The sequence below is a fragment of the Leptospira vanthielii serovar Holland str. Waz Holland = ATCC 700522 genome, assembly GCF_000332455.1.
In the GTDB taxonomy this organism is placed as follows: Bacteria; Spirochaetota; Leptospiria; order Leptospirales; family Leptospiraceae; genus Leptospira_A; species Leptospira_A vanthielii.
The window spans coordinates 128,841-154,167 of sequence record NZ_AOGY02000007.1 but is presented as its reverse complement, the minus strand read 5'-3'; the positions used below and the strand labels follow the sequence as shown (position 1 = coordinate 154,167).

Sequence of the window (25,327 nt, the reverse complement as noted above, 5' to 3'; positions counted from 1 at the left end):
ACCAAATCCGTAAACTTTAAGCATAGATTAGCACTCTAATCATCAGAGTGCTAAAGGAAGTGCCAAGAAGGATATGGATCTTTCGCCTAGACATCGTTCTATTTTGAAAGCTTTGGTTGAGGAATTTGTATCGGACAACAAACCGGTCGGATCCAAAACCCTTTCTGAAAAATACGATATCGGAGTCTCACCCGCTACCATTCGGTCCTGCCTGGCAGAACTAGAGGAGATGGGTTTTATAGTGGCACGCCATACCTCGGGCGGTCGGGTTCCGACAGAACGGGGGTATCGGCTGTATGTGGATAGTTTGGTAACTCTTTTTGAGCTTACCATGCGAGAGAAACAAAGGATCCAGGAAGAGTATCTTAGGATGCAATTTCGATTGGACCAAGTGCTCATCGCCACATCCAAAGTATTGGCTTCCCTTTCGCAATCTGCGAGTGTGGTTCTCGGTCCGGAAGGGTCACTTGACACACTCAAACATATTGAACTCATCCATGTAAATGGTGGAGAGGTTCTTATGATACTTGTTATGCGGTCAGGAACAGTGCTCAATCGAAATATTTTTTTCGATTATCACATCTCACAAGAGACTCTGTACCAAATTTCAAGATATTTGAATGATAACGTCAAAGGTTTTGATGTTCATGAAATTCAAAGTAATCTGATTCCTCAGATGATGATAAAAAAGGAAGGTCCAGAAGGATTTTCTTTATTTGCGCCTTCGATTGCAAGAGCAATGGGGTCAGACAGTTTATCTGTTGATAATTTATATATCGATGGATTGAAAAACTTATATGAAAACTTTAAGGATGAAGAGGAACAATTAGAAAACATCCTGCATCTCTTTGATGAAAAGCAGTTCCTCAAAGAGTTTTTTAGCGATTATGTTCCGATAGATGGTGTTTATACCATTATTGGAAAAGACGGTAACGAGAAGTTAGGTGGTGTGACCATCATAACAACAAATTACCGTATGGGTGAAAAGAGGATTGGTTCCATGGGAATCATTGGTCCTCAGAGGATGAATTACAACAAAGCATTACCTTTGATTGAATTCACCTCAAAGTTAGTTTCAGAAATGATAACGAAATTGAGTAGATAGTAGGAGGAAAAATGGCAGAAGAAACAAACGGGTCCGTGGATGAACAAAATGTGTCAGTCGAAGAAGGACAGGCCATTACGGATGAAGCCATTGAACAAGCAGTAGAAGGTGCCGAGAAAGAACTCGATAACGCTAAAAAAGAAATCGAGACTTTAAAAGATTCTTGGCTAAGGGAACGTGCGGAGTTTCAAAACTACAAACGTCGAACTGCGAATGACTTGTTAAATGCAAGAAAAGAATCCATTAAAAAGTTTGCGGAAGGCCTAACAGGTGCTTTAGACAACTTGGAGCGAGTATCCAACGTTCCTAACCAAACTCCGGAAGTCGTAGCATTTGTCGAAGGGATCAAGATGGTTCAAAAGGAATTTTATTCCGTATTGGAAAAAGAAGGAATCAAACGATTAGATCCGAAAGGAATGCCGTTTGATCCAATGCTCATGGAAGCAATTGCTTCCGAAGAAAGTGCAGAGTTTACCGAAGAGACAGTTGTGGAAACTTACCAAGCTGGTTTTTACCATGAAGAAGGTGAGAACAAACAGTCCATTCGACCTGCACGTGTAAAAGTGGGAAAACCACAAAGTTAATATAAGTAAGAAGGAGAAGATTATGTCTAAGGAAAAAATTATAGGTATCGATTTAGGAACCACTAACTCTTGTGTGGCGGTTATGGAAGGTGGAGACCCTGTTGTCATTCAAAACTCAGAAGGGGCAAGAACCACTCCTTCGATTGTTGCCTTTACCGCAAAGGGTGAAACCATTGTGGGTCAGTTCGCAAAGAACCAGGCAATTACGAATGCAGTTAATACAATTCGTTCGGCGAAACGTTTTATCGGTCGTCGTTTTAACGAAGCTGGTGACGAATCCAAGATGGTGTCTTACAAAGTGATCCGTGCTGGAAATGACGGTGTGAAATTTGAAACTGTTTCTGGTGAATTCACTCCACAAGAGATTGCGGCTCGTGTTCTCCAAAAAATGAAAAAAACTGCAGAGGACTTTCTTGGTTATGAAGTAAAAAAAGCAGTGGTGACTGTCCCTGCCTACTTTAATGACGAACAAAGACAAGCAACAAAAGATGCAGGTCGAATTGCGGGTCTTGAAGTAGAACGAATCATTAACGAACCAACGGCTGCGGCTCTTGCTTACGGTTTTGATAAGAAAAAAACCAGTGCCAAAATCGCCGTATACGACTTAGGTGGTGGAACATTTGACGTTTCTATCCTTGAGCTTGGCGACGGTGTATTTGAAGTAAAATCCACAAATGGGGACACTCATCTTGGTGGTGACGACTTTGATAACGTTGTGATGCAGTGGATGATTGATGAGTTTAAAAAACAAACTGGGATTGATATCTCTGGAGATAAAAACACAGTACAACGATTGAAAGAAGCTGCTGAAAAAGCTAAAATCGAGTTGTCTGGAACCTCTTCCACTCAAATCAATCTACCGTTCATCACAGCTGATGCTTCTGGTCCAAAACATTTGGATATGACACTCACCAAAGCAAAGTTTGATGAAATCACAAGATCACTTGTAGAAAGAACTCGCATTCCATGTATCAATGCATTGAAGGATGCCGGCCTTACTGCGAGCGAAATTGATGAAGTCATCCTTGTGGGTGGATCCATTCGTATCCCTGCGGTGCAAGCACTTGTAAAAGAAATTTTCGGTAAAGAACCAAACAAATCGGTAAACCCAGACGAAGTTGTGGCAGTAGGTGCTGCGATCCAAGGGGGAGTTCTTGCAGGTGATGTCACTGATGTATTGTTACTCGATGTAACTCCACTTTCACTTGGTATCGAAACTTTGGGTGGTGTGATGACAAAACTCATCGAAAGAAATACAACCATTCCTACAAGAAAGTCACAAGTGTTCTCTACTGCAGCGGATAGCCAAACCACAGTTTCGGTTCATGTATTGCAAGGGGAACGTGAGATGGCAAGTGCCAATAGAACCCTCGGTCGTTTTGACTTAGTGGGAATTCCATCGGCGCCAAGAGGAGTACCTCAAGTCGAAGTAACTTTTGATATTGATGCGAACGGAATCGTTCATGTATCTGCAAAAGACTTAGGAACAGGAAAAGAACAAAAGATTCGTATTGAATCTTCTTCTGGATTGTCTGAAGAAGAAATCAAAAAGATGGTTAAGGATGCAGAAGCACACGCAGAAGAAGATAAAAAACTTCGCGAAGCCGCTGATACTAAAAACGAATTGGAAGCCATTGTTTACCAATTAGAAAAAACCATCGGAGAATCTGCTGACAAACTCGACGAAACAGAAAAACAACGAGCTCAGGACGAAATCAAACGCGGCCGTGAAGCAATGGAATCTGGTGATGTCGAACGTATGAAAGCTTCTCGTGATTCCATCCAAGAAGTGGCAATGCAAATTGGTCAAAAGATTTATTCACAAGCAGGCCCTGAAGCAGGTGCTCCAGGTGCGGATCCTAGTGCAAACGCAGGTCAAGGTGCAAGTGAATCTTCTGCCGGTGGTGAAAAGGTCGTCGATGCGGATTACACCGTAGTCGATGAGGACAAAAAATAAATAGAGAAGAAAGAAGTAAAACTATGAGCGACCGTGGTTACTACGAAGTATTAGGCGTTTCGAAAGGTGCCTCTGATGATGAGATCAAGAGCGCCTATCGTAAGTTAGCCATCAAATATCACCCTGATAAAAATAAGGGTGATAAAGAAGCGGAAGAAAAATTCAAAGAGGCTACCGAAGCCTATGAAGTGTTACGTGATGCACAAAAACGTGCAGCGTATGATCAGTTCGGCAAGGCTGGCGTAAATGCCGGTGCTGGCGGAGGATACGGACAAGGTGCTTATACAGACTTTTCTGATATCTTTGGAGACTTCGGTGATATCTTCAGTGAATTTTTCGGAGGCGCAGGTGGTGGTGGCGGTGGCCGCGGTGGTGGAAGAAGGTCCGGTCCTCAAAGAGGATCGGATTTACGTTATAATTTAGAAGTCAGTTTAGAAGATGCCGCTCTCGGAAAAGAATACAAAATTGAAATCCCACGTTTAGAAACATGTGTGGATTGTTCTGGATCGGGAGCCTCGAAAGGATCTTCACCAACGGTATGTCCCGATTGTTCTGGAACAGGACAAGTCAGAAGGACACAAGGTTTTTTTAGTGTTACAACTACTTGCCCACGTTGTAAAGGAAAAGGAAAAGTCATTTCCAATCCTTGTAAAACTTGTAAGGGTGAAGGCCTAACAGAGAAAAGACGAACTATTCATATTAAAATTCCTGCAGGTGTTGAATCGGGAAGCCGACTCAAAGTTTCTGGAGAAGGAGAGTCTGGGCCAAACGGTGGTCCCAGTGGGGATTTATATGTGGTAACACATATCAAAAAACACCCAACCTTTGAACGCCAAGGGAATGATCTAATTGTTCAAAAAACAATTTCATTGTCCATGGCTTGTCTTGGGGGAGAGATTGAAGTCCCTTCCATTGATGGAAAAACCATCCAACTCAAAATTCCGGAAGGAACTGAAAGTGGACAAATCTTCCGCTTGAAAGGACATGGAATTCCTTACCTTGGTTCTTACGGAAAAGGGGACCAACACGTAATCATCAAAGTCGAAATTCCTAAGAAACTTTCTAAAAAACAGAAAGAATTAATGGAAGAATTTGCCCGCGAGTCCGGAGAAAAGGTGGGCAGTGGCGGAAAATCGAAGTTGTTTTTCCGCTGATCTTTTGGAGTATTGAGAGCATCTATGGAGAAAAAAGTCCGACTCGGAGTCATTGGTACTGGCCACATGGGCCAATACCACGTAAACGTTGCCAAACAGCTTTCTGATGCTGAACTCATCGGGATATTTGATGCCAACTTAGAACGTGCCACTCAAATTGCTGAGAAACACAAAACAAAAGCGTTTCCTACAGTGGAAGAATTGTTAAAGGAAACAGATGCTATTGTCATTGCAGCACCTACTTTCCTTCATCATAAAATCGCAAAACAAGCGTTAACTGAAAAGAAACATGTTTTGGTGGAAAAACCTATTTCACAAACTGTGGAAGAAGCAAAAGAGTTAGTAACACTAGCAAAACAAAACAATCTAATTTTGCAAGTGGGCCACGTGGAAAGATTCAATGGAGCCGTTTTGGAATTGGGCAAAATTGCAGAACACCCACTCCTCATTGAATCCAGAAGGATTGCACCATATAACAGTCGCATCACAGATGTGGGTGTTGTTTTGGATATGATGATCCACGACATTGACATTGTTTTGAACTTGGTAAAGTCTGAAGTAAAAGAAGTAAAAGCAGTTGGTTCTTCGATTGTTTCTAATCATGAGGATATTGCTAGTGTGGTTCTTACTTTTGCTAATGGATGTGTTGCTTCACTCAATGCTTCCCGTGCTTCTCAAGCAAAAATCAGAACTCTCAATATCTCTCAAAAAGATTCTTATGTATTTTTGGATTTTACTAACCAAGAGATTGAGTTACATAGACAAGCAAGTTCAACCACTCAACTCGGAACCGGCGAAATCAAATACAGACAAGAATCTATCGTGGAAAAAATCTTTGTTCATAAAGACAATCCTCTCAAACAGGAACATGAACACTTTGTTAAGTGTATTAAAGGAGAATCCGAACCTATGGTGAAAGGTGATTCAGATATTAGTACATTAGAAGTGGCTTACAAAATCCTGGAAGAAATTCACGGCAAAAAATAATGACACAAATTCCTGATTCAACTCGCGGAAAGTTACTCATTTCCAATTCTAGTGTGATTCAGGATTTTTTTCATAAAACCGTCATCCTTATGGTAGATCATGATGATGACGGTGCTTTTGGTCTGGTTTTAAATAAACCCACTGACCAAACAATGGAATCATTGATTAAAAATCTACCAGAGAGTGCCTATTCCAACAAACAAGTGTTTTCTGGTGGTCCAGTAGACAATATGTTTGTATCCATCATTCACAATGGTAAACAAACAGAAGATCCTGGTGTGGAAATTGTGCCTGGGATTTATATGGCAAGAAGTTTTGATACTATGATTGAAGTACTTTCTTCTGATCAGATTCAGTTTCGAGTTTTGCAAGGTTATGCAGGTTGGTCCTCCGGCCAATTGGAAAGCGAATTCGAAAGATTATCTTGGGTAGTTTCTGATCAAGTGGATGAATCCATTGTTTTTCGGGAAGACGAATCTGAGGTTGTTTGGCGAGAAGCTCTTCGAAACAAAGGTGGAATTTACAAATACTTTGTTGACCACACAAAAGATCCGTCTCTCAATTGAACCACTCTTAGAATCATCAATATGAAACTTGCATCCAAAAAGATTGTGCTGAGTTCAGGTTCCTCTCCTTTAGGAAAAGAACTCCTGCCTCTGCTTCTTGCAGCCGGTGCGCTCGTCGTTGTTGGCGATTCTAATCCAGAAGAAATTCCTAATCACCCCAATTTACAAAAGTATAAAATTGATCCATCCAAACCGGACCAAATGGAACGATTGATTGAATCGGCCATTGAAACCTTAGATAAAATAGATGTTTTTATTTTGAATTCGGAACAAATCACTTATGCAGAAGATGAAAAGGAAGATTGGAATAAATTAAAAATCCTATTCCATTCGAATACACTCGCTCCTATCTATACGGTTCAGCGTTTGACTAATTTAATATCAGTTGGTCTCCACATTATTGTTGTTAGTTCAGATTTAACAAAAATCCCAACTCCTGGTTTTGGATTGTATGGATCTTCCAAGTCCGCTCTCGATTATTTTTGGGATTCCTTTCGTAAACAAATAGGGAGAGAATTCCGATTTTCTCGAGTCATTGCACTCGAGCCAAAACTTTCAGATCCGAAACGGCTGGCAAATCGTGTTTTACAATCGGTGTTACGACCAAAAAAGAGAAGGTATGAGCATTTTTCTCAGCTGGGAAATCGGTTTTTGTTAAAATTTCTACCTTTTTTACGTTTTTTCCAAACCTTGGCATACGCTTTTCGGCTAAAACAAGAGAAAAAGAAGAAAATTTCTCCGAATGATCTTGCTCCATCCACTGAAACCTAATCATTTCGTACTCTTTATACACATACCCATCCTCCCTTTTCCCCCGATGCTTATTTTATAAACAACAATCTCTTTCCCCCTAACCTTGTTATGTCGGATGAGCCTAGAAACCATCCTTTTGGGTCATATCTTCCATTTGGTACAAATATTGCTAACTAAGTAAGCAGAGGGTGCCCCCATGTTTATCGCCGACTATAGTGCAAAGAATATATATGATGAGATGTTTTCCAGTGAAGGTTATCCGCGTAAAAGTTACGACTTTGTAAAAACAAAAATGGAGAGTTTGGGTGGGATTGAACTCGTAAAACGTAGTGGTTCTGCGGAAAGGGCACTCATGTCACTCGGCATCACCTTTACTTTGTATGGTGATGGTGGCGAACAAGAACGGATTATGCCTTTTGATGTGATCCCACGAATTGTGCCCAGTGAAGAATGGGTGAGTTTAGAAAAAGGACTCAAACAAAGAATCCAAGCTCTCAATTTATTTTTAACAGATATTTATGGCGAAGGAAAAATTCTCAAAGATAAAATCATTCCAAGGGACATGATTGAATCTAGTTCTGGATATCTCAAACAGTGTATTGGTTTGAAACCTCCAAAAGATATTTGGATTCATATTACAGGAACGGATTTAGTGCGCGATGGGGCTGGCGCCTTCCATGTGTTAGAAGATAATTTACGTTGTCCTTCCGGCGTGTCTTATGTATTAGAAAATCGTGAAGTGATGAAACGAACTTTTCCTGAACTTTTCGAAAAGTTAAACATTCGCCAAGTTTATGATTATCCTTACCATCTACGTTCCATGTTGGAAAACCTAACGGACGCTGTAGATCCTGTGATTGCGGTTTGGACTCCTGGAGTTTATAATTCGGCTTATTACGAACATAGTTTTTTGGCTCAAAAGATGGGAGTGTACCTTGTAGAAGGATCGGATCTCATTGTAGAAAATCATAAAGTCTTTATGAAAACGACCAAAGGTCTTCGTAAAGTAGATGTGATCTACCGAAGGATCGATGATACATTTATGGACCAATCGAGTTTCCGACCAGATTCTCTGTTGGGAGTAAAAGGAATTTTTGAAGCATTCAAAAGAGGGAATGTGGCTCTCGCCAATGCACCCGGTACCGGTGTCGCTGACGATAAAGTAATTTATTCCTATGTTCCTAAGATCATTAAATACTACTTAGGTGAAGAGCCAATCATTCCAAACGTTCCTACTTACCTTTGTTCCGAAGGTCCAGACTTACAGTTTGTTTTGGACAACATTCATAACTTAGTTGTGAAGGCTGCCAATGGTGCTGGTGGGTATGGAATGATCATTGGCCCAAAATCGACTAAACAAGAGCAGGAAGATTTTAAGGAACTGATCAAAGCAGATCCAAGAAACTATATTGCCCAACCAGTTTTAAACCTTTCGACAGTACCAACGCTCATTGCGGATAAAATTGAATCAAGACACGTTGACCTGAGGCCGTTCATTTTGTACGGTAAGGATATCTATGTGATGCCAGGTGGACTCACTCGGGTGGCTCTTCGAAAAGGCTCCCTAGTGGTCAATTCATCCCAGGGAGGCGGTTCAAAAGACACCTGGGTTCTAGGATAAGGATAGTATATGTTAAGCCGAGTTGCAGAATCAGTTTTTTGGATGAATCGATATATCGAGAGAGCAGAAAACTACTCAAGATTTATCGACGTCAATCATCAGTTGTCTTTGGATTTAAATGAAGAGGTGCCGAACCAATGGTTGCCACTTGTACATACAACAGGTGACATTGAGTTATTTGAGAAAAGATATGCGGAGCCAAGTCCATTGAATGTCATACGGTTTATGACTTTTGATGAAGAAAATCCCAATTCCATATTTCAATGTCTCTCCAGGGCCAGAGAAAATGCTCGCACCATTCGTGAAAATATTTCTACCTCCATGTGGGAAGTATTGAATGAATTTTATCTTTTGATTAAAGACTATCGAAAGGTTTATATGGAATCTTCGGAATTACATGGAGATACTCTTTCCATGGATTTGTCTGAGTTTTTAAGCACTGTAAGAAAGAGCTGCCAAAGTTTTTACGGATGTTCTGATGCAACCATATCTCATGATGAAGTTTGGAATTTTTCACTTCTTGGAAGATTTTTGGAACGTGCGGACAAAACAACGAGAATCTTAGACATGAAGTATTTCATTTTACTTCCTTCTGTCCATGATGTGGGCTCCACCTTAGATTTATTGCAATGGTTATCATTATTAAAATCAGCATCTGCACATGAGATGTACAATCAGAAATACAAACGAGTGGATCCGACAGATATCGCCGAGTTTTTGATTTTAAATGAAACGTTTCCAAGGTCTATATTCTTTTGTTTGCAAGAGATGCAAGAAGCTTTGGAAAAAATCTCTGGCATCAAGGAAGGATTACCCCGTAACTTAGCCCAAGATGCAACCACAGTTTATATGAATCGCCTTCGATCAGAAAATATCAAATCAATTTTTGATAAAGGTCTACATGAGTACCTGGATGATATTCAAATTGAATTGAATCATATCGGCGCCAAAATCGTGGAACGATTTTTTACAAACTAACTATGAGTATACGAGTTGCACTCTCCCATATCACAACCTATCAATATGACAAATCAATTAAACTATCTCCCCATGTAGTAAGATTGAGACCGGCCCCACATACTAAAAATCATATTGTTTCTTATTCATTAAATATACTACCGGAACAAAAATTTCTAAATTGGCAACAAGATCCATTTGGAAATTATTTGGCTCGTTTGGTATTTCCAGAAAAGACCAATATATTACAAGTAGCTGTTGATTTAGTTACTGATTTAAAAGTAATCAATCCGTTTGATTTTTTTGTAGAGGAGTATGCTGAGAACTTCCCATTTACCTATGACAAAGTTTTAAAGAAGGAACTGGCTCCTTATTTAAAAGTTAAAAAACCAGGGAAATTACTCGCATCCTACCTCAAAACAATTGATATAGAATCAAGAAGGATCGTTGAATTTTTAGTAGCGGTGAATGCCAAGGTATACTCTGACGTTGGTTATGTGATCCGGATGGAACCTGGAATCCAACCACCTGAATTGACTTTATCTTCTCGTATGGGCTCGTGTAGAGACTCTGCCTATTTACTCGTCCAGATTCTAAGAAATTTGGGTCTTGCTGCAAGATTTGTATCTGGATATTTGATTCAATTAAAAGCAGATGTTAAATCTTTGGATGGGCCATCAGGTGCTGAATCCGATTTTACAGACTTACATGCTTGGGCGGAAGTTTATATACCAGGGGCTGGATGGGTTGGTCTCGATCCAACTTCAGGTCTTTTTACAGGAGAGGGCCATATACCTTTGGCGGCAACACCTGAACCTGAATCGGCTGGACCTATTTATGGGTTTGCCGAAAAGGCAAAAATAGAATTTTCATTTCACATGAGTGTGGAAAGAGTTTTAGAAACACCTCGTGTCACCTTACCTTATCAAGAAGAAGATTGGAATCGAATCATTCGGTTAGGTGATTCCATTGACAAACGGATTAAAAAAAATGATATCAGGCTTACCATTGGTGGGGAACCTACATTCGTTTCTACTGAAAATAGCGAAGCCCCTGAATGGAATTTTGATGCTTTAGGTTTTGAAAAATATTCCAAATCAGAGCAATTGATCAAGAAGTTAAGCAAACACTTCGCACCCGGTGGACTTCTTCAGTATGGACAAGGAAAGTGGTATCCAGGGGAACCTCTGCCTCGTTGGGCGATGATTTCCTATTGGAGAAAAGATGGAGAGCCAATTTGGAACCATCCTTATTTACTTGCTGACGATCGTTATACGGGATCGGCCACAACAGAAGATGCGAGAAGATTCATTAGTGTACTTGGTGAGTATCTTCGAGTTCCTACAACATCGATCCATACTGCCTACGAAGATAATTTATATTACCTTTGGCAAGAAGCGAATTTACCTGCCGAAACAGAATCTATATTAGATGATTTGAATACTTACGACGAAATGGAACGTAAAAGAATCCTTAAAGTGGTCGATTCTGGTTTACATCGCGAAGTAGGATATACACTTCCTTTAGATTATGATGTAGCCAATCAATCTTGGACATCTGATGAATGGATCTTTCGACGAGGAAAGATGTACTTAATTCCAGGAGATTCACCTATCGGATTAAGACTTCCTTTACATTCCTTAAGTGGGAAAGAATCACCATCATCACCTGAAGACCCTGCCACTCCTAAACCACCTTTACCTAAAGCAAAAGAATTAGGTCAGTCACCATTTCTTACAACTACAGTTAGTTATGTTGCAGCAGAAGAACGAACGCGCACTGCACTTTGTGTAGAACCTAGAAATGGAAACATTCGAGTTTTTTTACCACCAGTCAAGTCATTGGAAGGTTGGCTACGTTTGATTTATGCGATTGAACAAACGGCATTAGGAACTGACATTCCAATTGTCTTAGAAGGGTATGAAGCCCCGCATGATCCAAGATTAAACCGTTTTAAAATCACTCCCGATCCTGGAGTTATTGAAGTTAATTTCCATCCTTCTTCTTCTTTTGGAGAGATCGTAGAAAAAACAAAAATCCTTTATGAAGAAGCGCACCAACTTCGTTTGACTGCAGAAAAATTTTTGATGGATGGTCGTCACTCGGGTACTGGTGGGGGAAACCATATCACTCTAGGTGGTGCCTCTGTGGCTGATAGTCCATTTTTGCGCAAACCTTCGCTTTTACGAAGTTTGGTGGCGTATTGGCAAAATCATCCAGGCCTATCCTATTTATTTTCTGGGATGTTTATTGGTCCTACATCACAATCACCAAGGATTGATGAAGGTAGAAATGATTCCTTACATGAATTGAAAATTGCATTCCAACAAATTGATTCTAAGAAGCATACTTCACCTTGGATGTTAGATCGAGTGTTAAGGAATATCTTAATCGATATCACTGGAAATACACATCGAACAGAAATTTCTATCGATAAACTTTTTGATCCAGGTTCTCCCACGGGAAGACTCGGACTCATTGAAATGCGTGCTTTTGAAATGCCGCCTCATTATCAGATGAGTGTCATCCAACAAGCGTTTATGATGGCTATCATCTGTCGCTTTTGGGAAGATCCTTATTATGGAAATCCAGTCAATTGGAATACAGACTTACATGATCGATTTATGTTGCCATATTTTGTTTATAGAGACTTTAAAGAAGTGATCCAAGATTTACAGAATAGTGGATTTGGATTTTTATCAAAAGACTTTGATCCATTTTTTGAATTTCGATTTCCTCAATATGGAATTTGTTATTTGGATGGTATGGAAATCGAGTTACGTATGGCCTTGGAACCTTGGAACGTTCTCGGGGAAGAGAATACAGCTCAGGGAACTTCACGTGGTGTAGACTCTGCAACAGAACGAGTCCAAGTGAAAGTAAAAGGTTTTCATCCAGAAAGGTATCGATTGAGTTGTAATGGGTACGAGGTTCCGCTACAAGCAACATCCGTTCATAACGAGTATGTTGCTGGTGTTCGTTTCAAAGCATGGTCACCTGTTTTTACTTTACATCCTCACTTGCCTGCCCAACAATCTTTGGTATTCGATGTTTACGATACTTGGAATCACAGAGCACTGGGAGGATGTACTTACCATGTTTCTCATCCGGGAGGATTGTCTTACCAAACAATTCCTATCAATGGATACGAAGCAGAGTCCCGACGAATTTCCCGTTTTTGGACTCATGGTCATAAAATTGGAAAGAGTTTACCACCGGTCCGGTTGGAAAATAAAGCCTTCCCATCAACATTGGATCTTAGGATGGTAACATTCAAATAGATGATGACACAAGATCCTTATCAGTTAATCGGAAATTATAGAACGATTCCTGGGGTTTATGATGAACTCTACGATGCAGATGGTCAAATTCGGAACAAATATAAGTTCTTAGTAAAATCCTTCCAAGAACTTGGACCAACGGAGCTGGTGAATCGACGACGTGATACAGATCGAATCCTTAGAGAGAACGGAGTTACATACAATTTATACCAAACTGATTCACCGGAAGCAAAAGAAAGACCTTGGGATCTGGATTTATTCCCGTTGGTTATGGAAAGTGAAGAATGGAGATTGTTAGAGAGAGGTCTTAACCAACGAGCCGATTTATTAGATGCACTTGTAAGGGATGTTTATTCAAAAAGACGGCTGTTACACGAGAAAAAAATTCCTCCAGAGATATTATTTAACGAAACTTCTTTTTTACGTGCATGTGATGGAATGTACGATTCGAATCACTTTCTTGCTAAGAATCCTGCTCTTTTATTTTTTGTTTGCGATTTGATTCGGGCAGCTGATGGAAACTTTTATGTTTTGAATGATAGAGTCCAAGCTCCCTCTGGTTCAGGATATTCACTCGAAAACCGCATTGTACTCTCTAGAATTTTTCCCAGTATGTACCGTGATGCAATGGTTCATCGAGTTGCCGTTTATTTTCGATCTTTAAGAAAATCCTTAACTCAACTTGCAGGTGTTACTGGACGTGAACCAGTGATTGTATTATTAACTCCTGGTCCATCAAACGAAACTTATTTTGAACATGCTTATCTTGCTGGTTATTTAGGTTACACTCTCGTTCAAGGTGGGGATTTAACCGTTAGAAAAAATAAAGTTTACATGAAGACTGTGGAAGGTTTGCAACAGATCGATTTGATTTTTCGAAGGGTTGATGACAATTTTATGGACCCACTTGAACTAAGAGGAGATTCATTACTTGGAGTTCCAGGTCTTTTAGAATCAGTGCGTTCTGGAAATGTGAAAATTGCCAATCCGATTGGAACGGGTTTTTTGGAAAACCGTGCTTTGTTACCTTTTTATTCCGACTTATGCCGTTTTTATTTAGGTGAAGATTTGATTCTCCCAATGGCCCCAACCTATTGGATGGGAACACCTCACCACTTTCAATTAGTTCTACAAAATCCTGAAAAATATGTTTTTAAAACTGTATCTCGAACTGATGAGGAAAAACCAGTTACCTTTATTGAATTAAGTGGGGACAGAAAAGATTCCTTTTTGCATAAACTAAAGTTATCTCCCAATCGTTTTATTGCACAGGAAATGATTGCTTCTGCCACTGTTCCCGTGTTAGGTGAAAATGGATTTCGTCCGGGCCGTGCTATTATGAGAACCTTTGTTTCTTCTTCTGGATCTGGTTACCAAACAATGGCAGGTGGTCTAGTCAGAGTATCGCCTTCCTTAGATGATTTTTTTATCACTAGCCAAAGAGGAGCCTGGAGTAAGGATTTATGGGTTCTCGCAACGGAAACGCAAAAAGAGGAATCTCTGCTTGTTCCAAAATCAGACCAAGTTTTGATTTCAAGAAAAAGTGCAGGAGTTCCAAGTCGGGTAGCAGACAATTTATTTTGGTTAGCAAGATATTTGGAACGATCTGAAAATCAAACAAGAGTTATACGGGAAGCTACTTTTAAGATTTTGCAAATTGAAGATGGTTATGAAAGAGAATCATTAGAAAATTCGTTAAAACTCGTGACTCATGTAACCAATAGTTATCCTGGATTTATTGGGGATGATGCAAGTGAATTATTTTTAAATCCATTTCCAGAATTGCAGCGATTGACATCAGATCGTCAAGTTGTTGGTAGTTTGGCTTTCCATTTAAGAAGTTTGGTGATTGCTTCTAAATCGGTCCGGGATCGTCTTTCTGAAGATATGAAAAAGATTTTATTACAGTTGGAAGATCAATCTAATCATGAAATTGAATCTTACGATCAGATTATAGATTTTTTACAAAAGATAATAGTGAACCTATCCTCTTTAACTGGATTGTCTTTTGAAAATATGAGTCGGGAAGCTGGTTGGTATTTCCTAAATTTGGGTCGCCGAATTGAAAGATCAATCAATATGATTTTGATGTTACAAGGAATGATTCGATGGGATAGTTTTAGAGATAAGGCTTCTTTTGAGACGTTCTTACGCATTAATGACATACGACTAACATATAATAGACGTTATAGTGGGAAAATAGATCAAGAATCAGTATTGGATATTCTGCTGTTTGATACAACCAATCCAAGGTCATTTGCTTATCAGTTAGAGCAAATCAATTCAGACATCCAGTTTTTACCGGGTAAGGACGAAAAAGTTGTGTATTCGGAAGACCGTGCCGCCTTACAATTGTATACTCACTTTAAGATGAAAGACATATCTATTTTCTTTGAGTCCGAAAATCCACTAGAATCTGTGTCCATTTGGTTAGAAGAATTACATATTTACTTGAAACAATTGTCCGAATCGTTGTCAGCACGATACTTCAACTATACAGAAGAACAAACAAGGATCGGTGATGGGAATGGCTGATTTTAAAGTGATCCACAAAACCAAGTATAGTTATGATGATACAGTTGCTTATTGTCACAACATGGCTCATATGTATCCATTGACATCCCCTCACCAGGATTGTTTTAGAACTCATGTGACCGTAAATCCGAAACCCGTAGTATCTTCCTTTCGAAGAGATTATTTTGGAAACCAGGTATTTTTATTTTCTGTCGAGGATCCTCACCGTTTTTTAGAGGTGGTTGTGGAATCAACGGTTCGTACACATCATTCTTTAGGAATTGACTTATATAAATCCACACCATGGGAAGATATTTATTCACTCATACATGAATCCACATTAGATGCGGATCTTTTATCCATTGAATACATCCAACCTTCTTCGTTCATTGCAGCAAAAGAAAGTTATTCAGAGTTTGCACGAATGTTTTTTACCAATGGCAAACCAGTTTATGCTGCTGCCTTGGAGATGACGAGTTATATTTATCAGACTTTTCAATACGATCCAAAGGCCACAAGTATCAATACCCCCATTGATCAAATTCTTTATGAAAGAAAAGGGGTCTGCCAGGATTTTTCCCATTTGATGATTGCCGCATTACGCTCGCTAAAGATACCAACTCGTTACGTGAGTGGTTACTTGGAAACTTTACCTCCACCTGGCACTCAGAAATTACAAGGAAGTGATGCGACCCATGCTTGGGTTTCTGTTTATTGTCCTACATTTGGATGGATGGATTTTGATCCTACAAACGGAAAGATCATAACGGAAGAGTATATCATAACAGCTGTTGGGCGAGATTATGCAGATGTATCTCCCTTAAAAGGAATTCTATTCGGTGGTGGAAAACATAAACTCAAAGTAGAAGTAGATGTGATTCGCGAACAAATATGAACTTTTAGGTAGAATTTTTCTGAAGATATGAATTTTACTGGAGAGATTCGACTCTTTGTGGTAGAAGGAATGCATTGGGAGGCGGGTCTAGTTCCCCACCCAAAATCAGGGCGGGGATATATATATTCCCACCGCTACCCCAACTTCTCCTTCCACTCCTCTTCCTTAAAGCCCACCAAAAACCAACCATCTCCTACGACGAACGGCCGTTTGACCAAATTTCCGTTTGAGGAAAGTTCTTTATAAATTTGTTCTTCCGTGAGAGTTCCTAACTTTTCCTTCCAATTTCCCTCGCGGTAATCCTTACCCGATGTATTAAAAAGTTTTTTGATATCACCTAAGTATTGTTTAGCTTTTTTCAGCTCAGAAACAGTGGGAGGAGTCTCACGGATTGGAATTTGTTGAAAATCCAGTTTTTTAGATTTCAAATATTTGAGAGCATTGCGACAGGTACTACATCCAGAATATTCATAAACTTTGGGATTGGAACGACTCATAAGACTGATTTTCTTACTTACGATTTTTGCGGAAACTTTTTATTGGAACTATGTTTGTCCAAAATAATATTCCCTTGGCACCACTTTCGACATTGCGTTTGGGTGGTGAGGCAAAATTCTTCATTTCGATTAAAACAACGGAAGACCTGGCGAATGCGTTAGAATTTTGTAAAAAGGAAAACCAAACTTTTTTTATTTTGGGCGGCGGTTCCAATACTATCTTTCGGGATTCTGGTTTTCCTGGCGTTGTCCTTCAGATGCAAATCCCTGGCATTCGTTGTTTGGATGCAAATGACAATCATACGATTTTCCAAGTAGGTGCTGGTGTCACTTGGGATCATTTCGTTGAATACACAGTAAAACAGGGATTAGCTGGAATTGAATGTCTTTCTGGAATCCCGGGTTCTGTTGGTGCATCCCCCATTCAAAACATTGGAGCTTATGGTCAAGAAGTCAAAGATTCTATTTTAAAAGTTGAATGTATGAATACTTCTGGTGAAATCATAACAATCTCAAAGGAAGAATGCAAATTTCGGTATCGAAATAGTGAGTTTAAATCCGGAATCTATAAAAATTTTATTGTTGTATCGGTTACATTTCAATTATCTAAATCGACACCTCCTTGTTTGCGATATCCAGAAGTGCAAAAAGCATGGGATATTTTCAATGAAGAGAACCCTTCAAAAGAGATACCTGACTCGGAACGGCGCAATTTTCAAATGGAGGCCATTAGGAATTTGGTCATCCAACTGAGAAAGAAAAAATCAATGGTGTTGGATGAAAATGACCCAAACACTCGTTCTGCGGGATCTTTTTTTACAAACCCCATTTTAACGGAAACTCAAACCAACGAGTTCTTGAAAACCGCCAAAAACCTTGGTTTTGAAAATCCACCTGTGTATCCAGAATCACCGGGATTCAAAAAACTCTCTGCCGCATGGCTGATTGATAACTCCGGAATCCAAAAAGGAAGGAAATATCCTGGAGGTGTGGGTATCTCAGAAAACCATTGTTTAGGTCTAATCAATATAGCGGGAACAACATCCGCACTTTTGGATATGGCGGAATCGGTCAGAAAAAGTGTATTTGAAAAATTTTCCGTTCAATTAGAAATGGAACCGGTCGTAATACCCTAAAAAAGATTTGGTAATTGTCGATATAACAAAGAGAATGGGGATGGAATGAACTCGAAACTTAAAAAATACCTGATTCTATCAGGACTTGGTGTTTCCTTACTGCTGGTTTTGGCCTTAATTGGTTTTTTCGTTGTCGACGAAATTAAAGGGGGAGCTGTCGGTGATGGTCAAAATAAATACGAACTCATCATTGATTCAGGGGAACCATCCTCGAGTGTAGTGCGCGAGTTAGCTGCTGCAGGAATGATTAAATCCTCCGTATACTTCAATTATCTAATGAAGTTCACAAGAGCTGGAAACAAAATAAAACAAGGTGTCTATGATATCAATGATGGTATGAGTTCCCGTAAAATTCTAGATGTCATCATCTCAGGAAAAGTAAAACTCGTAAACTTCACCGTACCAGAAGGATATAACAACCGTCAGATTGGAGATTTATTGGTTTCAAAAAAACTCGCTATTTCTCGAGAAGAATTTTTGAAAGTGGCCCAAAGCCCCGCATTACTTACAAAATACAATATCCCTGCAAAAACATTAGAAGGTTATTTATTTCCAGAAACTTATTCGGTTCCTTTAAATTATCCTTTGGAACGAATCACTGAGATGATGATCAAACGATTCTATAAAAAACTAGAATCCATTCCAGAAGCAAAAGGCATCAAACCTGCAGACCTTCATTTTCGTGTAGTTCTTGGATCGATTGTGGAACGAGAAGCAGTAAGAAAAGAAGAAAGGCCTATGATGGCAGGTGTGTTTCTAACTCGCATTGAAAAAAATATCAATTTGGAATCTTGCGCCACCATCCAGTATTTATTTGATAAACCGAAAAAAAGACTCTTTGAATCGGATCTAAAAATTGTATCCCCATACAATACATATATCAATGGTGGTTGGCCGCCGGGACCTATTTCTAATCCCGGCTTACCGGCGTTAGAAGCCTCTTTCAAACCAATGAAATCTGATAAATTATTTTTTCTATTAAAACCAGATGGTTCCCATTATTTTTCCGCAACTTTCAAAGAACATCTGGATGCAAAAAAGAAATTTATAGATGTTTTGTACCAGTAAGAATATAAATTTAGTGACCAAATTATTTAATGAATCGAGTTTTTTAGCTAATGGATGAAAATATCGTTGAACTCAATATAACAATCGGTGGGATTTCTAAGGAACTTTTAGATGTACAAAAAGCCTTAGATGCCTACCGAGAAAAACAAAAACGTAAAGAAGCCGTAGACGACGAAGCCATGACTTTTGTGACCAAAGCTGAACTTGTCATCGAAAAAGCTGAAAATGGAGGGCTCCAACTAACCTCAGACCAAATCCGTCGGATCAAAAGTAACCTCGTGAAAATTTTACAAAGAATCCAGAAATAGCCCCTTAACCAAACCTTCATAGAACCTTCACCGGCTTGTCATTCCTCTGTAACATATAAGGCGCATATTTATCTGTAGCTAGAGGGAGAATTTTTGCGAATCCCTTTCGGGAAGACCCGCTGGCCAAACAAATTCGAGTTTTTCGAAAGAGGATTTAAAATGAAAAAAATAATCAATAAAGGCCTGGTGTTGGCTCTCATCGCAATGATGGGTTTTGCATCAGTAGATTGCCAAAAGAAAAAGACTGATAATACTGGCTTATTGCTAGCTGCATTGTTTTTCTTGAACCAACCAGAATACACTGTAGTTCTTACTGGAACATTGAAAGGGGCAGATAACTTGCCTATGAAAGATGGAAAAGTGTCCATTTCAGATGCAGAAGGAAGTTCTTTTTTATCAGGTGGGCAGGGAACTATTTCTGACTTTACTTCTTGTTTTACGGCTGGTGCTCCACCTGCTAGTGGAACAGTGGATGGAGAATTTACGCTTCTATTTAAAACTCCGTCTCTTAACGGAAAATTAGCATTTGCTCCAACTGATGCAGCTTCCGCTACGAATGCAAATGGTTGTTCTAGTGGTACAGCCCCATTTATCAATAGTCTTGCTTCAAGTGATTTTACAAACGTTACCGGCGCACCTGGTATACTATCTGTGAATTTAAAACTGGAAGACAGACAAAACATTGATCAGGTAGGATTGAGTGGAAATTCAGGATATTCCATTACCGTCAAATCAATCAACGTATTTGTAAAAGGTGAATACACTCTACAAAGCCCTACAGTTGGGGAAAACGTTTGCGATGGTCGTAGGTTAGGTGGAGGCCCAAGAATTGTATCTGGTTCCTTAACTGGATCAGAGACTTGGAACGGAGGAATTTTATTACAGGGAACTGTTTTTGTTGAGTCTGGAGTTACAATTAATGTTGCACCTGGAACTGCAATTTTTGGTCAAAGAGGTTCCTCTATCTTTTTTAAACGTGGTTCTAAATTAGTCGCTAATGGAACAGCTGCCGATCCAATTTGTTGGTCGTCCGCAAGTTCACTTGGTTCTCGTTTTCCTGGAGATTGGGGTGGAATCGTTACCATTGGAGATAGTGGAGCAACTCGAGGTTCCAATTCAGAGGGAACAAGTCCTCAACCTTATGGTGGAACAGGTTCATTACCAGGAACAAGTAATTTAGAGATGTCTTATAACATCGTTGAGTTTGGTGGAAATGAGGTAGCTCCAGGAGATGAGTTAAACAACTTAAGTTTATACGCTTCAAATACAACTTTAAACCATGTTCAAGCTCATAGAGGTCTCGATGATCAAATTGAAGCTTGGGGTGGAACAGGTTCTTGGAATAACATCCTAGCTACTGGTGGATTGGACGATGACTTAGACTTGGACGAAGGGTTTGGTGGTCCAACACTTGGTTCTGGCGCAACAATTACGAATTTCATTTCCCACAAATATCCTGCTGCCTGTGGTGGTTCAGTTTCTACAGATCCTCACGGTTTGGAATGGGATGGGATTCATAGTGATGGTGGGGTAGCATGTAATTCACCTGGTGCAGGTCTAATTGCTCGTTGTACTACTGCTACTTTAAATAAGTTTACTCTAATTGGAGCAGGAATTTCAGGCGGACAAGCAGGAAGACTTAGAGAAGGTGTGCAAGCTACTTTGACAAACGGCGTTGCTTATGGACACGCTTTAGGATTTCGAGTAGATACTGCAACAGCAGGTACAGCAGCTACAGCTACTTCAGTAAGAGGACAATCCGGTCAGACTACTACGGGAGCTGGAACTCTTTTAACAGTGACTTATGATATAACGTCTCTCCCAATCGTGTCTGATGGTGGTATTAACACTGAGACAAACTGTGGATTTGCGGCAACTAAACCTGATTATACGTTAGTTTCTGGATTTACAGGATTAGGCGGTGCAGTTGATGGAAAATGGTGGGATGGATGGGCTGTTTTTAGAGCTCGATAATCAACCATCTAAATTTGAAAAGAAAGAAACCCTAGCAAAAAAGCTAGGGTTTCTGCATTTGGAACTATGAAACAATTTTACATTATTATATTTTTTTTATTAGCATTCTCCAGCATTTTTTTCACAAGCAATTGCAATGAAAAAGATTGGAGGAATGATCCTAAATACCAGAACAAAGAACTTGAAGCAAAGCTCCAAAGCTCCAAAACAGAAATCCTTTCTAAAAGGAAAGAGAATTATGAGCTAACCTTTGGTTATAATTCAAAACAAGAGGCGATTAAATATTTTTTAGAAGAAATTCAAAAATCAGATAAGTCTACTCCGTTAAAAAGTTTTATTTCTTGGTCAGACCAAGTAGAAGTTATTTTTCCAAATACTTACGGATTTGGGACAGCACTTGATACAAACTCACTCGGAGACTATAAAGTAATTCTATCCGAAAGAGAAAAATTAGGAGTAGAAATGATCCACTCGGTAATATCATTATCAACTTCTTTTGCGATTCAAAATATTGAATGGGAAACACCCCGCATTTACAATGAATTAAAAGCTCATAAGCCAAAAGTTGTGATTCGAACAAAAGCAGGACTTCAAGAGTTAACTCAGATCAAGATGGTTTATGAAATAGGAAATAAATACATAGTAGGTGTTGTAGGGCCTTAGGGCTCTTTATACAATGTTACAATTTTGTAACAAACGATTCATCAATTCGTAACGTATCCAAAACTCCTTTTCGTTTACCCCTTGGCATTTATTCGAATGCTTGCCATTAGCAGGCAATTTATGAACAATTCAAAATTACTTGGAGCCATATTATTCACTCTTTTCTTATGGATTCCAAATATAATTCATGCACAAACATCTGGAACCGTGCGCGGAACAGTTATTGATTCTGAAAACGGAGAAGCAGTATTCGGTGCAACAATCGTTGTCCGATCTGAAAAGAAATTTGCGAAAACAGATTTTGACGGTAAATACAATTTAGAACTTCCAGCAGGTACCTACCAAATAGAATACCAAATGTATGGATATGGACCTCAAACCAAATCTGTGACAATATCAGCAGGAAAGCCAGTTCAGGTGAACGTTACTTTTGGGGCACAGGTATTACAAACCGTTGAAGTAAAAGATAGAGCTATCAATGAATCTGATGCTTCCTTATTGCAACTTCAGAAAAAAACAGCTTCTGTTTCAGATGCGATTGGTGCAGAAGCCATTAAAAAATCTCCAGACTCTTCTGCGAGTGAAGTTGTTCGACGAGTAACAGGTATTACTATTATTGGTGGAAAATATGTTTTTGTCAGAGGATTAGGAGAACGGTATTCTTCAACATTTTTAAATGACGCATTCATTCCTTCGACAGAACCCGACAAACGCGTGGTTCCCCTTGACCTTTTTCCTGCCAATTTAATTAAGAACATTAGGATTATTAAAACTTTTGTTCCAGAAGAATCTGCCGAATTTTCTGGCGGGTTGGTTAAAATCGAAACAAAAGAATATCCAGACGATTTTACAATGACTTTAGGGTTAGGCTTAGGAGCAAACTCCAACACGACTCGAAACAAATGGCTTTCTTTTAAAGGTGGTGATTTCTTAGGCAGAACAACAGAAAACCAAAAATTACCTGATATCGTAAATGCTGTTCCAAATTACCTTCCTTTTGAACCAGGAAGTAGATTTGGAGGTATTGATCCACGATTAGTTAGTTTAGGTGCGGTTACATTTCCTTCGCAATGGACACCTGATCAATCAAAAGCTCCTTATGATAAAAACTTTAATTTTACAGTTGGTAAAACTTTTAAATTAACTGAAACAGGACAAAGGTTAGGTATTATCTTTGGTACAACACACTCTGTTGACTATAGGTTCAGAAGACAAAAAGATGCTCGTTATGTTCCCATAAATTCTGTAGCACCAACGATAAATGAAGCTACTACCTTGAATCCTATTCAAACTCAAGATGCAGATTTGTATGTAGAAGAAAGATTGTTTGGAAACAATTTAAATTTGGCATATGAGCCAAAAGCAGGACAACAATTCTTCTTAAAAAATTTCTACTCTGTATCTTCTGAGAAATCGGTAAGAGATGCCAGCGGTTCAAATAACAGAGATAGTTTTGACTTCTATAGCATAACAAACGATTTTATCAGTCGTCAGCTTTTTAATTCAAGTTTTGGTGGTAAACACGCATTAAACTTAGGTAGTCTAAGCAGACCACATACAGTGGATTGGCAAATGAATTATGGAGAAGCCAAGAGAGATGAACCGAATCTTACACAACAAGTTTGGCGTAGACCTCAAGGAGCTTCACTTGGCACAATACCAACTAGACTTGGAAACAACCCTGATGGTTCGCGATTTTATTCAACATCTGGTGATACAGTTCGAAGTGTAAGTTTTGCTTACGAGATTCCTTTTGACCAATGGAACGGATTAAAATCGTCCTTTAAAGTTGGTGGAAGTGCTCTTGATAGATTTAAAAGTTTTACATTTAGAGAGTTTGGATCAAAATCAAATATTGGTACAACACAATCTGATTTATACCTAGTCCCTGGTGAAATTGTTTATAATCCACTAGAGTATGTTCGAACCAATTCCAATGGAGTTGGTAATAAAACTTTCTCAGAAAGACAAGTTGAGCCGAATGCGTATGATGCATACCAAAAGTTACATAGTTATTTTGGTCAAATTGATATGCCATTAATCCCAAAACTCAGGTTCATTGGTGGTGCAAGATATGAAGATTCGTTCCAAAAAGTTAAAACATTTGTATTAAAAGAACAATTTGATGTAAGGAAACCAGGTTACGGATGTGACTTTGAATCTGAATATGAAAGAATAGCATTAATCAACAACAAAGTTTGCCCTTCAGATAATAATGGTGTTGGTGTGATTCGTACTCGTGATGTTCTTCCGAGTGCCAATTTTGTTTATGAATTTCTTCAGGATCAAAACCTACGGTTCGGTTACACTCAAACTCTTACAAGACCGGATTTTAGAGAGATGTCTCCTTTCGCTTTCACTCCTTACTTTGGTGGTGATAGAATTAGAGGAAATCCAAATTTACAAAGAACATACATTCATAACTTTGATTTTCGCTATGAGTATTTTATGGGTGGCGCAAACTATGTGGCAGCCGGCGTATTTCATAAAGATCTTTCCAATCCCATTGAGTTGATTGGACAACCGGTGGCAGGTCAAATATCTCCATTTTTTACCTATGCAAATGCAAATCGAGCAACGATTCGAGGGGTTGAGCTTGATTTCCGAAGAGAATTTTTTGATAGATTCCGTTTTGAAACTAACGTATTTTTTATTAAATCTTTAGTAAACGTGATCTCTTGGGAACAATTTACTGTCGGAAAAGCTGGATTGTTAGATCCTAATGATAGGGGATTTTCTTATGATCCAACAAATATCCGCAGGCCCTTACAAGGTCAGTCTGACTTTGTTGCTAACTTGAAGTTCGACGTATACTTGAATAAATTAAAAACGACAACTATAGGTCTTTACTATAACTATTTTGGAGATCGGATTTTCATTGTGGGTGCTAATGGTTCACCCGATGCTTATGAACGAGGTGTTGGACTCACGGATATTGTGTTCTCTCACAAAATAGATGAAAAATTGGATTTCAAATTCGCTGCTAAGAACGTAACTGATCAAAGATTTAAAATCTATGTTAAGGACGAACTACTAAACGAAGAAAAACTTTTCCGTTCGTATCGGGAAGGGGTTTCTTTCTCTATGTCTGCTAGTTATAAGTTCTAATTAAAATCTTTCACAGATTTTTACTTAATAGCCCTACCAAAAAAGGTGGGGCTTTTTTATTTATGATTCGAAAAGTTTCAGATTTCAATTGTTACAATAACAGGATGAAGTTTTGTAACGATATTGTAATATAAATATATTGAAACTTTGTAAAAAGCCATTGCTTTTTTGTACCAACTAACTAGTATTCTGCTAGGTG

Annotated in this window: 19 protein-coding genes; 18 read left to right on the top strand and 1 reads right to left on the bottom strand. The window is 39.0% G+C overall.

Features of this window, described 5'->3' with window-relative positions; translation table 11 throughout:
- Positions 1 to 73 precede the first annotated feature (73 nt).
- The 12 genes from hrcA (at position 74) to LEP1GSC199_RS01245 (ending at position 16,374) form a co-directional block, all read left to right on the top strand.
- Positions 74 to 1,105, top strand: a complete 1,032-nt coding sequence (gene hrcA, locus LEP1GSC199_RS01300; protein ID WP_002976032.1) for a heat-inducible transcriptional repressor HrcA — start codon at positions 74 to 76, stop codon at positions 1,103 to 1,105.
- Positions 1,106 to 1,116: 11 nt separating this feature from the next.
- Complete coding sequence (gene grpE / locus LEP1GSC199_RS01295; RefSeq protein WP_002976043.1) at positions 1,117 to 1,689, top strand: nucleotide exchange factor GrpE; 573 nt, start codon at positions 1,117 to 1,119, stop codon at positions 1,687 to 1,689.
- A gap of 22 nt (positions 1,690 to 1,711) precedes the next feature.
- Positions 1,712 to 3,646: a molecular chaperone DnaK gene (dnaK, locus tag LEP1GSC199_RS01290; protein WP_002976098.1), complete on the top strand. Its 1,935-nt coding sequence runs from the start codon at positions 1,712 to 1,714 to the stop codon at positions 3,644 to 3,646.
- A 23-nt stretch (positions 3,647 to 3,669) separates the two neighbouring features.
- Positions 3,670 to 4,800 (top strand): molecular chaperone DnaJ, encoded by a 1,131-nt coding sequence (gene dnaJ, locus LEP1GSC199_RS01285; protein WP_002976044.1) that lies wholly within the window; start codon positions 3,670 to 3,672, stop codon positions 4,798 to 4,800.
- A 24-nt stretch (positions 4,801 to 4,824) separates the two neighbouring features.
- A complete protein-coding gene (locus LEP1GSC199_RS01280) occupies positions 4,825 to 5,787 on the top strand; it encodes a Gfo/Idh/MocA family protein (protein WP_002976122.1) in 963 nt (320 codons plus the stop codon).
- Positions 5,788 to 5,795: 8 nt separating this feature from the next.
- The gene (locus LEP1GSC199_RS01275) at positions 5,796 to 6,353 is read left to right on the top strand and encodes a YqgE/AlgH family protein (protein ID WP_198288750.1); all 558 of its coding nucleotides are present in this window, start codon (positions 5,796 to 5,798) and stop codon (positions 6,351 to 6,353) included.
- 21 nt (positions 6,354 to 6,374) lie between these two features.
- Positions 6,375 to 7,124 carry an SDR family NAD(P)-dependent oxidoreductase gene (locus LEP1GSC199_RS01270; RefSeq protein WP_002976087.1) on the top strand — a complete coding sequence of 250 codons (750 nt, stop codon included), beginning with the start codon at positions 6,375 to 6,377 and terminating at the stop codon, positions 7,122 to 7,124.
- A 178-nt stretch (positions 7,125 to 7,302) separates the two neighbouring features.
- Positions 7,303 to 8,727, top strand: a complete 1,425-nt coding sequence (locus LEP1GSC199_RS01265) for a circularly permuted type 2 ATP-grasp protein (protein WP_002976013.1) — start codon at positions 7,303 to 7,305, stop codon at positions 8,725 to 8,727.
- Between the two features lie 9 nt (positions 8,728 to 8,736).
- Complete coding sequence (locus LEP1GSC199_RS01260; protein WP_002976110.1) at positions 8,737 to 9,705, top strand: alpha-E domain-containing protein; 969 nt, start codon at positions 8,737 to 8,739, stop codon at positions 9,703 to 9,705.
- 2 nt (positions 9,706 to 9,707) lie between these two features.
- The gene (locus tag LEP1GSC199_RS01255) at positions 9,708 to 12,965 is read left to right on the top strand and encodes a transglutaminase family protein (RefSeq protein ID WP_002976038.1); all 3,258 of its coding nucleotides are present in this window, start codon (positions 9,708 to 9,710) and stop codon (positions 12,963 to 12,965) included.
- On the top strand, positions 12,966 to 15,500 hold the full coding sequence (locus tag LEP1GSC199_RS01250) for a circularly permuted type 2 ATP-grasp protein (RefSeq protein ID WP_002976126.1): 2,535 nt from the start codon (positions 12,966 to 12,968) through the stop codon (positions 15,498 to 15,500). It abuts the gene before it with no gap.
- A complete protein-coding gene (locus tag LEP1GSC199_RS01245) occupies positions 15,493 to 16,374 on the top strand; it encodes a transglutaminase family protein (protein WP_002976020.1) in 882 nt (293 codons plus the stop codon). Before LEP1GSC199_RS01250 ends, LEP1GSC199_RS01245 begins: the two co-directional genes overlap by 8 nt.
- Before the next feature lie 134 nt (positions 16,375 to 16,508).
- On the opposite strand, the gene LEP1GSC199_RS01240 is transcribed toward LEP1GSC199_RS01245, so the two are convergent.
- Complete coding sequence (locus LEP1GSC199_RS01240; RefSeq protein WP_002976065.1) at positions 16,509 to 16,871, bottom strand: Spx/MgsR family RNA polymerase-binding regulatory protein; 363 nt, start codon at positions 16,869 to 16,871, stop codon at positions 16,509 to 16,511.
- Positions 16,872 to 16,921: 50 nt separating this feature from the next.
- Here LEP1GSC199_RS01240 and LEP1GSC199_RS01235 point away from each other — a divergent pair, with 50 nt between their 5' ends.
- The 6 genes from LEP1GSC199_RS01235 (at position 16,922) to LEP1GSC199_RS01210 (ending at position 25,128) form a co-directional block, all read left to right on the top strand.
- Positions 16,922 to 18,007 carry a UDP-N-acetylmuramate dehydrogenase gene (locus LEP1GSC199_RS01235; protein WP_002976128.1) on the top strand — a complete coding sequence of 362 codons (1,086 nt, stop codon included), beginning with the start codon at positions 16,922 to 16,924 and terminating at the stop codon, positions 18,005 to 18,007.
- A gap of 45 nt (positions 18,008 to 18,052) precedes the next feature.
- Complete coding sequence (gene mltG / locus LEP1GSC199_RS01230; protein WP_002976004.1) at positions 18,053 to 19,075, top strand: endolytic transglycosylase MltG; 1,023 nt, start codon at positions 18,053 to 18,055, stop codon at positions 19,073 to 19,075.
- A 50-nt stretch (positions 19,076 to 19,125) separates the two neighbouring features.
- Positions 19,126 to 19,383 (top strand): hypothetical protein, encoded by a 258-nt coding sequence (locus LEP1GSC199_RS01225; protein ID WP_002976132.1) that lies wholly within the window; start codon positions 19,126 to 19,128, stop codon positions 19,381 to 19,383.
- A 159-nt stretch (positions 19,384 to 19,542) separates the two neighbouring features.
- A complete protein-coding gene (locus tag LEP1GSC199_RS01220) occupies positions 19,543 to 21,357 on the top strand; it encodes a hypothetical protein (RefSeq protein ID WP_002975995.1) in 1,815 nt (604 codons plus the stop codon).
- Between the two features lie 66 nt (positions 21,358 to 21,423).
- Positions 21,424 to 22,020 carry a hypothetical protein gene (locus LEP1GSC199_RS01215; protein ID WP_002975977.1) on the top strand — a complete coding sequence of 199 codons (597 nt, stop codon included), beginning with the start codon at positions 21,424 to 21,426 and terminating at the stop codon, positions 22,018 to 22,020.
- A 120-nt stretch (positions 22,021 to 22,140) separates the two neighbouring features.
- On the top strand, positions 22,141 to 25,128 hold the full coding sequence (locus LEP1GSC199_RS01210) for a TonB-dependent receptor (RefSeq protein WP_002976112.1): 2,988 nt from the start codon (positions 22,141 to 22,143) through the stop codon (positions 25,126 to 25,128).
- Positions 25,129 to 25,327: the final 199 nt, after the last annotated feature.